The following is a 7002-nucleotide window of genomic DNA, read 5'->3' on the forward strand; positions in this document are numbered from 1 at the left end:
GGCGGGACGTGTGTCAGCGGCCGAGGGCGTGCCGCAAGGGCCGGGAGTGCCCGAAGTCGATCCGCTCCCGCATCCGGGACCGCTGAAGCCCGGTCGCGGCGAGGTGGGTCCGGAGCGCGGCCTCCCACTGGCGGACCTTCCGGCGGGCGAGCTGCGCGGCGACGTCGTCCAGCGCGGCCGCCTCGCGGCGCTTCCAGTCGCGGATGTGCCGCTCGATCACGCGCTGCCGCTGCTCCTGCGCGTACGTGCCGGGCTTGTGGTCGATCGCATGCTGGTGGCGCGGCCGCCCGGGCACGTACTGCTCGATCGTGTGACGGCACCGCGGGTGCCACAGTCCGGCGCGGCGCGCGGTAGCGATGGACGGGTACTCGGTGGAAGTGGTGACGGACAGGATCCGGTCTTCCCACGGCTCGCACACCGGGCACGGGTGCGGCGAGCGGGTGACGCGTACGAGGTCCTCGCCCTCAGCGGTGAGGCGGTCGAGGTAGCCGTCCATGGCGGCGTTCCCGGCGGCGGTCTGGAGGATCGTCTCCGCCTGCGGGACGAGCGACAGGGCCCGGCCCCGCTCGTCCCGGGCGACGGTGAGCCCCCGGTCCGCAGTGCGGTTCAGGGCCTGCTGCACGACGGCCCGGCGCTGCCCAGCGGGCGCGCGCTGCCCAGCGAGGATGGCGGCCTGGTGGGCGCGTGCGGTGCGGCCGGTGAGCCGTGCCCACAGGGCCCGCATGGCGTCCAGGACGCGGCGGGCCAGGCTCGGCGCGCGGTCGGGTGCGGGCGGGGCGCCGTGGCCGCGCTCGTACGCCTCGGAGATCATGCCCTCGATCTCCGGTCCGGCAAGATCGGCGAGGCGCCTCACCGTGCGGTCAAGGTCGCGGCGGATGCGCGCGAGGTCGGCGGCCTGCCGCGCGGGCCAGTCGTCGGCGTCGATGCCCACGCGGATCCGGTCGGCGAGAAGCTTGATCGTCGTGGTTTCCCACTGGCGATGCATCTCGGTGATCGTCTCGACTTGCGCGAGGCCGTCCGCGAGCGCGGGAGACGCGGACGCCGGGACGTCGGCCACCGGTCAGCCCTCGGCCCCGCCCGGCTCGTCCTCGCCGCTGGAGGCACCCGGCCCGGACGACCCCATGCCGTCATCCGGACCGGGGCCGCTCAACTCGGCCGGAGCCTCATCCTTGATTGCCCTGGCCTCAGCCTTCACCTGGGTCTCGTCCCAGTCCGGATGCACCATCGCGACCAGCGTCTCCGTGCTCGCGGCCTCTGCCGCGCGGAGCAGCTGCGCCGTCTGCGCGAGACTGCCCATGTCCTCCGACACTGCATCGGCGAACTCCACCCTGGGCCGCTCAGCCGTCACACCCGGCGTCTGCAAGATCCGCTGATCCACCGCCAGCAGCAGCTCCAGCGCATCCGCCAACCGCGGCCGGTAGTTCAGGATCTTCTTGCCCCGGGTGATCAGCGACCGGCGCTCCTTCGCCGCGACCTCCGTCGCCGTCACCGCCACCTCACCCGCCAGCCCGAACGTCTGCGCGCTGTACCCGGCCGCCCGAAGGATCTGCTCCATCAGGTCGGTGGCGGTATCGCGGTGCTCCTGCACGCGGATCGCGAACTGCGCGACGGTGAGCTGGTTGACGTCCTTGGACGCCAGCATGCTCAGGCCCTGCCACACCTCACGCTCGGCGTCGAACCGGGCGCCGTCCCCGGCGCCGAGCGACTGAAGGTAGGTGTCCGGGACGATCAGGCGGCCCTTCCCGATCCGGATGTCGCGCATCCACGACGTGTACGTCTCGTCGAGGGCGTCCAGCATCGGCTCGACGCCGCCGAAGTCGGCGCGGCCGAGCGGCGCCGCAGCGGGCAGGTTCCGCCACGTGCGGTTCGGGCGGGCGTTGGGGATGTACACGGCGGTGAGCATCGGCTTGCCGCGGGAGGTCTTCAGGCCCGTCTCGATGACCGGGTCGAGGCCCGCGGTTTCGGGGTAGGCGCCGAGATCGATGCGCTTGCCGAGACCGTCCGGGGTGCCCTCGTACAGGCCGTTGAGGATGAAGCCGGGTTCGTGGCGCTCCAGGTGTCGAACGGTCTTCTTGCCGTCATCGTGGATGACCCGCCAGAACGTAACCGCGCGGAGCTGCTCCCACGACCATTCGGGCACGGCCGCGTCGGCGTGCTGCACCGACAGCCACGGCCGGTCGGACATCTCGCTGTCCCAGCAGATCCGCAGGTACACGCCCCCGAGCGCGCACGACAGCTCGGCCGACTCCAGGAGCTTGGCGTGCAATCCGTCGTCAGCGAGTTCCTCCAGCCGGGCCTGCGTGCCCTTGTTCTTCACGGTGAACGTTGGGGGTTCAGTGAACAGCAGGTCGGCGCCGGCCTGGGCGAGGTCGGACGCGGCGGGGACGTGGAGTTTCGCGCGCTGCTGGTTGGAGGACAGGGGCTGTCCCCAGAACCAGCGGGCGAAGCGGCCGACGACGCCGCCGCGGTGCTGTGAGGGGCGGTCGTAGACGCGTTGCCGGGAGGTGGTGTCGAAGCCGGAGCCGTAGGCGCCGCCGTAGACCTTTTCGAGTTCGTCGGGGTTGCCGGAGTACCAGGCTGACCAGGCGCACAGGCGGTCGGTGATGGGGGCGAGGTGTTCGGGGGGCCAGGCGCCGCCGCCTTCGGGGAGCGGCATCAGGCTTCGCTCCGCGGAATGCAAGCGACTGCCTTGACGCTCTCCGGAACCAGGCGGAGAGCCTCCTCGGCGTGTCCCGCAACCAGCTGAGGCAGCGGGCCGAGGTGCTCGCCCTTGGCCATGCCGTACACGACGTGGACCAGTTCGCGGAGCCATTGGACTTCGTCGGCTTCTGGGTCGTGGTCGAGCCACTCGAAGCGGGTAGCGCCGCCGTGCCCGTGCACGCGCTCGGCGTGCGCGATGTTGTCCCAGTTCACGGTGGAGGGCATGTCGCCGCGCCAGCGGACCGTGGCCGTCTGGTCGGGCCAGAGCACGCCGTCGGCGACGATGCCGGTCCCGGACACTCCGGTGACGTCGACGTCGCGGACGAGTTGGAAGCGGCGGGGGGTGGGTGTGCTCGCGGGCATGGGTTACGCGGCCTCCCTCAGGTCGGAGCGCCACGCGCTCTGTGTCGTATGCACCACGTACCGCCCGGCGTCGAGCGAGTGGTCGTCGGCCTTGATCGGGGCGTCCTCGCCCTTCTCCGCCTTGTCCGGATCCCACGAGTAGCCGGGGATCTCGTTGATGAAGCCCGTGCACGAGCGGTGGACCTTCAGCCGGTCCCGGCCGAGCAGGCTCGCAACCGTCCGGATGCCGTCAAGCACCGCGTTGTCCGCGAGCGCGGGGCTCAGCCCGTCCTGGTGCAGCTGCGTCACGAAGCTCGCCGCGGACGGGTCCACCACGGTCCACTGCGGGTGCACGCCCAGGGCCTTCAGCCAGCCGCGGACCTGCTCGGAGTACTGCACGTCGGTGAGCTGCCGGTGCTGGGCTTTGCTGTCCCATCGCCACTCGTGGCCGAGGTACAGGACGTTGTCGGTGCCGAGCCCGAACGTCAGCGCGGCGAAGGGGTTCGTGGTGCCGTAGTCGATCCCCATACCGATCCACCGCCGGATCGGCGGCAGCGCGTCCACGACGTGCCGCTCCGGGGCCCACATGTCGAACACGGCGCCCTCAGCAAGACACCACTCACCGAGGATCATCCGCCGGTACCACAGCCCGACGAACTCCTGCTTCAGCGCGGCGACGTAGTCCGCGGGCAGCGCCGGGTTGTCGTCAAGGGTGAAGTGCCAGTGCGCCAGGTTCAGCTGCGGGGCGCGGAGCAGGAACTGCTGACGGAGCCAATGCTGCGGCCCGTCCGGGTTCGTCGTGGCGAGGAGCCGCGCGCCGGGGACGGACAGGCGCGCGAGGAGCTGCGTCCAGAACGCCTCAGGGACGAGCGTCGCCTCATCCACGTACGCCAGGCACGCCGTGAGCCCCCGGAGGCGGCCTTCGGAGCGGACGTCGTAGGCGCCGATGAGGTGCACGGTGCGGCCGAGGATGACGGCGGTGTTGGAGCCGCGGGTGTGGTGGACCTGGTTCGCGAGCGGCCCGAACAGTGACGCGTCCTGTAGCGGTTCGATGATGTTCCGCTCGATCGTCTCCCGCGTCCGCCCGCAGATCACGATCAGCCCGTGGTCGGGGGCCGCGGCCACGGCGATGAGGAACGCGAGCAGGGACGCGATGGTCTTCCCGGACCGGACGGCGCCGGCCCAGATGCTGATGCGGGCCCGCGCGGACTCCACGATGGACGTGATCTGTTTCCGCGACATGATCGCGGTGACGGCGTCGAGGTTGATCACTCGTCGCTCGTGGTGCCGTTCAGCTGGTCGGCGGCGACCTGGAGCGCCTCGCCGAGCTGGCCGAGCATGCTCTTCGCGGCGTCGGCGCCATCGGAGATGTCCAGCCGGTCAAGGTCGACGTGGGAGCGGACCGCGGCCTGGACGGCGCCCATGATGTCGCGGGCGTCCCGCGCCGGCGGCAGGTCGAGGGTGACGCGGGCCGGGCCCTTCGGAGTCGACAGGACGACCGTCGTTGGTTCCCAGAGGCGGAGGCGGAGCCGTTCGGCGTCGTCGAGGAGGTCGAGTTTCAGCTGCGCGCGGCGGGCTTTCGCGTCGGCCTGCTTGGCCTGTGTGGCGGCTGCGGTAGCAGACCGGTCGAAGGTGAGGCCGAGGCCGCGGGCGGCGAGGGTGATGGTGGACTTCGAGCGGCCGAGGATGCGCGCGATGTCGTTGCGGGTCTTGCCTTCAGCGTGCAGCTGCGCGATGCGGTCGCGCTCTTCCGGGGTGAGCGGGGGCGGGTTCGCCATGGCTCACCCCCGACGCAGGTCAGGCCATGACGGGCTCCTGGAATGCGAAAACCCGGCCGTGTCGGGGCCGGGTCTTGGATATACCTCTCCGGGCGCAAGTATGGGTTATCCACAATGCGCAGGTCAAGCCGGGCGGCCGCGCCACCACAGAATGCGATGACGAGGGGACGACAGGGCCCGCTCGCGGAGATTGGCCTGGACCGAGTTCGTGCACTCTTCGCGAATCCGTTCGAGCAACGCGTCTGGTAGAGGACCACCCGCCGTGTATCCGTAGTCCCTGGCTTCCTCCACGGAGTTTGGCTCGCTTTCGAGTTGGAACACTGCTCTCGTCAGAGGCACCGTCTCGACTGGCAACACGGCGGCTAGCAGCTTAATCTTCGGCCGGCTGCCGGGATCGGTCATGTACGCCATCTCAGTGAGGATCTGCGTCAGCACATCGAGCTCGAAGTCGATGCGGCGCTCGCGGATCATGGCCTCCTGGTTTTCGGTAGCCGCCTTCCCCGCCTGCACGATCGCGATGAGCGCAAGTCCTGCCGCGACGGCGCTGAAGAACGCGCTGGCGACCTGAACCCAGTCGATAAGGCCCAGGTCAGTTGCCCAGTCGAAGTACCTCACAAGGTCATCGTTCCGTGTTCGTCCGGCCACGTCACGTTATCCGCGCCGTGCACGAGGCCATCTAGCAACGCCCGCAGCGCGTCCGCCGACACCACCGTCCCGGCACGGCCCGTCCATCCGTGCGCCCGCGCGAGCGGCACCGCCGTGCCCTCCACAGGCGCTGCGGCATCGGCGCGTTCGACCTGCGCGGCGAGCCAGTCCCAGGATCCGATCGCCCATGCTGGGCGGCCACGCCACCACGTCGTCACCGACCCGGCCGGCGGCGTGCACGTCCCCGACTCGCACACGATCACGACCAGGTTCCCGGGCAGCATCCGGACGCGCCATGTGCGTTCTCCGCCGAGCGGAGCCATCTCGGTGCGGCCGTCGCACCAGGGGCACACGGCGCGGAGCTGCTGCCCATCCACAATCAGCGCGAGCGCGGCGGACATGGCGGCGACGATCCGGGCGGCTTCCCCCGCGGCCCATCCGGCGACCTCGGCACCTCCCGGACCGGACGCTGCGACGGGCAGGCAGGCCGCTGCACGCGCGAGGTAGGGGCGGGGGTCTGCGTCCGCGTGCGCGGCGGGGAGGGCCGGGCACCATGCGGCGCGGGATAGGTGGTGGGCAAGATCCTCTGCGCGCGTCAGGACGGCGCTGAGGGCGTCGAGGATGTCCGCGCGGCAGGCGTCGGGGTGTTCGCCGATCGCCTCGGCCGTCCGCTCGGCGCGCTCGGCGCGGGCCGCGTAGTCGAGCTCGGCGCGGCGCTCCTCGTGCAGGGCGGGCTCCCGCCACGGCCGGCGGATCCCCGGCTCGCGGAGGTGGGCGAGGCCGACGACCAGGACGGCGGCTTCGTCGAGGTCGCGGACGGCGCGGTCGACTGCGGGGTGTGCGCGGGCGCGCGTCGAGTCGACCGGTCGTGCGTGGGTCAACGGGTCTCCTCGGTCTCGATGGTGAGGGCTTGGCGGAGGTGGGGGCGGATGTCGCCGATGTGGTCGGCGCCGATGCACTGGTCGAGGACCTGCTCAGCGCGTCGGACGGCGGCTTCGGCGGCGAGGCGTGCGCGGCGTTCGGCGTGGAGCTGGGCTTCGAGGGCGCGGTATCGGCGGCTCGATGTGGCGAGATGGAGTTCGAGCGCGGCGATCGTGGCGTCCTTCGCGGCAGCCTCCAGGCCGCTCACGTCCGCTGTGAGGGTGAGCTCGATCTCGTGGTCGGCGGCGCGGGTGGTGATGCGGTCGGCGCGGCGGGCGAGCATCCGCTGCTTGGTCTGCGCGTCGGTGGGCTGTGTCCAGGTGTGCCAGCCAGCGTCTTCGGTCCAGCGCTGGCCGTGGCCGCGTTCGGGGAGTCCGCAGTGGCGGCAGCCGGAGGGCGGGCGGTCGGTCATCGGGTGATCTTTCGGAGTGGGTTGCGTGCGGCTTCGCGGAGGTCGCGGGGTTCTTCGAGGTGGCAGACCATGGCGGCGGTGGCCATGACGATTCGGTTCCAGGTCCAGTTGGCTTGTTCGAGGGCGATGAGGGCGCCTTCGACGTCGGAGGGGCGGAGGTCGGGGCGGGAGTCGGTGACGAAGCGGACGAGTGCGGGGCGGTGG

9 protein-coding genes are annotated in these 7002 nt (G+C 71.4%); all 9 read right to left on the bottom strand.

All coding sequences use genetic code 11. The features are described 5' to 3' along the window. Nucleotides 1-13: 13 nt before the first annotated feature. Entirely contained in the window at nucleotides 14-1057 is a 1044-nt protein-coding gene (locus E1264_RS18480) for a phage minor capsid protein (protein WP_132175097.1), read from the bottom strand. A gap of 3 nt (nucleotides 1058-1060) precedes the next feature. Continuing rightward, a complete protein-coding gene (locus E1264_RS18485) occupies nucleotides 1061-2656 on the bottom strand; it encodes a phage portal protein (RefSeq protein ID WP_165964239.1) in 1596 nt (531 codons plus the stop codon). After that, nucleotides 2656-3063 carry a hypothetical protein gene (locus E1264_RS44660; RefSeq protein ID WP_207936001.1) on the bottom strand — a complete coding sequence of 136 codons (408 nt, stop codon included), beginning with the start codon at nucleotides 3061-3063 and terminating at the stop codon, nucleotides 2656-2658. The genes E1264_RS18485 and E1264_RS44660 overlap by 1 nt, the downstream gene beginning before the upstream one ends. A 3-nt stretch (nucleotides 3064-3066) precedes the next feature. Further along, nucleotides 3067-4314 (bottom strand): PBSX family phage terminase large subunit, encoded by a 1248-nt coding sequence (locus E1264_RS18495; protein WP_207936002.1) that lies wholly within the window; start codon nucleotides 4312-4314, stop codon nucleotides 3067-3069. Next, nucleotides 4311-4820 carry a helix-turn-helix domain-containing protein gene (locus E1264_RS18500; protein ID WP_132175101.1) on the bottom strand — a complete coding sequence of 170 codons (510 nt, stop codon included), beginning with the start codon at nucleotides 4818-4820 and terminating at the stop codon, nucleotides 4311-4313. The genes E1264_RS18495 and E1264_RS18500 overlap by 4 nt, the downstream gene beginning before the upstream one ends. Before the next feature lie 123 nt (nucleotides 4821-4943). Continuing rightward, entirely contained in the window at nucleotides 4944-5435 is a 492-nt protein-coding gene (locus tag E1264_RS18505; RefSeq protein WP_132175103.1) for a hypothetical protein, read from the bottom strand. Then, complete coding sequence (locus tag E1264_RS18510) at nucleotides 5432-6346, bottom strand: hypothetical protein (protein WP_132175105.1); 915 nt, start codon at nucleotides 6344-6346, stop codon at nucleotides 5432-5434. Before E1264_RS18510 ends, E1264_RS18505 begins: the two co-directional genes overlap by 4 nt. Continuing rightward, nucleotides 6343-6798, bottom strand: coding sequence for a hypothetical protein (locus E1264_RS18515; protein ID WP_132175107.1), 456 nt, complete (start codon nucleotides 6796-6798; stop codon nucleotides 6343-6345). The genes E1264_RS18510 and E1264_RS18515 overlap by 4 nt, the downstream gene beginning before the upstream one ends. Continuing rightward, the coding region (locus E1264_RS43470) for a hypothetical protein (protein WP_165964240.1) at nucleotides 6795-7002 on the bottom strand (208 nt) is incomplete at its 5' end. The genes E1264_RS43470 and E1264_RS18515, both read right to left, overlap by 4 nt.

It is taken from the genome of Actinomadura sp. KC216, from assembly GCF_004348535.1.
Classification (GTDB): domain Bacteria; phylum Actinomycetota; class Actinomycetes; order Streptosporangiales; family Streptosporangiaceae; genus Spirillospora.

What these genes read in the sequence shown, in the direction of transcription:
- E1264_RS18500 (WP_132175101.1), bottom strand. Translation starts at nt 4,820, where the DNA reads ATGGCGAACCCGCCCCCGCTCACCCCGGAAGAGCGCGACCGCATCGCG.
- E1264_RS18515 (WP_132175107.1), bottom strand. Translation starts at nt 6,798, where the DNA reads ATGACCGACCGCCCGCCCTCCGGCTGCCGCCACTGCGGACTCCCCGAA.
- E1264_RS44660 (WP_207936001.1), bottom strand. Translation starts at nt 3,063, where the DNA reads ATGCCCGCGAGCACACCCACCCCCCGCCGCTTCCAACTCGTCCGCGAC.
- E1264_RS18485 (WP_165964239.1), bottom strand. Translation starts at nt 2,656, where the DNA reads ATGCCGCTCCCCGAAGGCGGCGGCGCCTGGCCCCCCGAACACCTCGCC.